We start from the raw sequence: 1483 nt of genomic DNA, 5'->3' as shown, positions 1-1483 counted from the left end.
CCTGGAATCAGTGGCGGAGGGAGAATCCTAACCTAGAGCCTGATCTGAGTGAGGCTAACCTCAGAGGGGCTGACCTCAGTAGGGCTGATCTCAGGCGGGTTAACCTGATCAAAGCTGACCTCAATGTGGGATACTCTTAAACAGTAATAAATCGGTACAAAACCGGATAATACAGTCAAGGTGCAATTTATTGTTGCCTGAGTGAGGGGTGGTCATACAGTAATTGGAGTCAAACCTTCCGGAGACGAAACCTTAGAATAAGGCAGCCTTAATCATAAAGTTTTAACCCTTTTACCCATAGCCGACAAACCATAAAGGCTGCCTTATTCTTACGGTAACTTCTAACCACCCGTCTGTCTAGGCGTTCCTCAAATCCCGTTGAGGAGTTGCTTGAAAGCCTGAGTTTTAGTATGCTTGCAATCAAGCCATCCAAGCTCAACCGCATCAATTAAACTCAGTCCCATACCTTCCAAGTAACGCGCGGTACGACGCAATAACACTGCCTGCACCTCGGCTCTACTCATATACCGGGTTATCTCCTTGTCAGTACCGCGAGCAAGGATATTCTTGGCAGCATTATGGTCAGCCTGCAACACGACCCCATCAAAACCGGTAAAATTGTCCCCAGTCCTTTTCCCAAGAAGGGTTCCATTCCTGGAGTCAATTGGCGACGTGTAGCTAGGCTGAACTTCTGTAACGACCGATCCAGTCCAATTAGCCCACTTTTGCAAAGAGTCCCGCATTATTCCTTTCATCCAACTGTTTAATTTGCGGGATACGGCCAAAGACTGGCGTTTATTTCGTATTGGTCGTGTTAAATCTTCTGCAAACACCTTTAAAGACTCCCCATTAAAGAGAGACTTAGATGCCGCCCCTATCATAGCCGTTAGTTCTGATTGATCCTGTCTGTAACGGCGGTTTTCTGTTTTTCTGGTTAGGTTATTTTCAAGTATTCGAGCTGACTTAGCTGGGTCGATTTTTTCTAACTTTCTGTGAAGTGCCCAAAGCTTCCCTCTATTTCGGTTCTTTCTACATATACGATGGCCTATTGGCCACGCTACGCGAACAGACTTCTTGGTGGTTACTTTTCCTAGTCCTTTCCCGTGAGCCTGACCTTCTGAATCATAGAAAGCCTCCGTGTACCCTTTATCTACCCCGACACTCCGACGTTCAGATGTAATTCCTACGGTTCCATGATCTACCAGAAAATGAACTTCAAATCTTGGCAGGAGTTGGTTATAGATTAGCCTGATTTGTCCTTTTATTTTTCGATTAGACCTGACAACTATCCTGTTCCTCTTTCCTCTCCTTAATCCAGCTAATTCTAACTGGTAGGTATTCCGCGAAAGTCTTTTACATTTATACCCTCCTTGTTGATAAACTATCTGATTTTTAACCCAAGAATGCCCTCTTTGGAACTCTTTCCTGACGAGTCTATGAAGGAGAGTATTTTCTAGAAAAGCTAAAGTCTTAAGTTGCGTGG

Annotated in this window: 2 protein-coding genes; one reads left to right on the top strand and one right to left on the bottom strand. The window is 44.7% G+C overall.

Annotated features, from left to right (window positions below; genetic code table 11):
• Positions 1-44: 44 nt before the first annotated feature.
• Entirely contained in the window at positions 45-140 is a 96-nt protein-coding gene (locus F6K53_RS41990; RefSeq protein ID WP_293086393.1) for a pentapeptide repeat-containing protein, read from the top strand.
• 228 nt (positions 141-368) lie between these two features.
• Here the strand turns inward: F6K53_RS41990 and F6K53_RS41985 are convergent.
• Positions 369-1483, bottom strand: a 1115-nt coding sequence (locus F6K53_RS41985; protein WP_293086390.1) for a zinc ribbon domain-containing protein, incomplete at its 5' end; no start/stop codon positions are given.

This window comes from Moorena sp. SIO4A1 (genome assembly GCF_010672065.1).
In the GTDB taxonomy this organism is placed as follows: Bacteria; Cyanobacteriota; Cyanobacteriia; order Cyanobacteriales; family Coleofasciculaceae; genus Moorena.
Note: the sequence above shows the minus strand (reverse complement) of the source record. Positions and strands in the feature narration are given on the sequence as shown.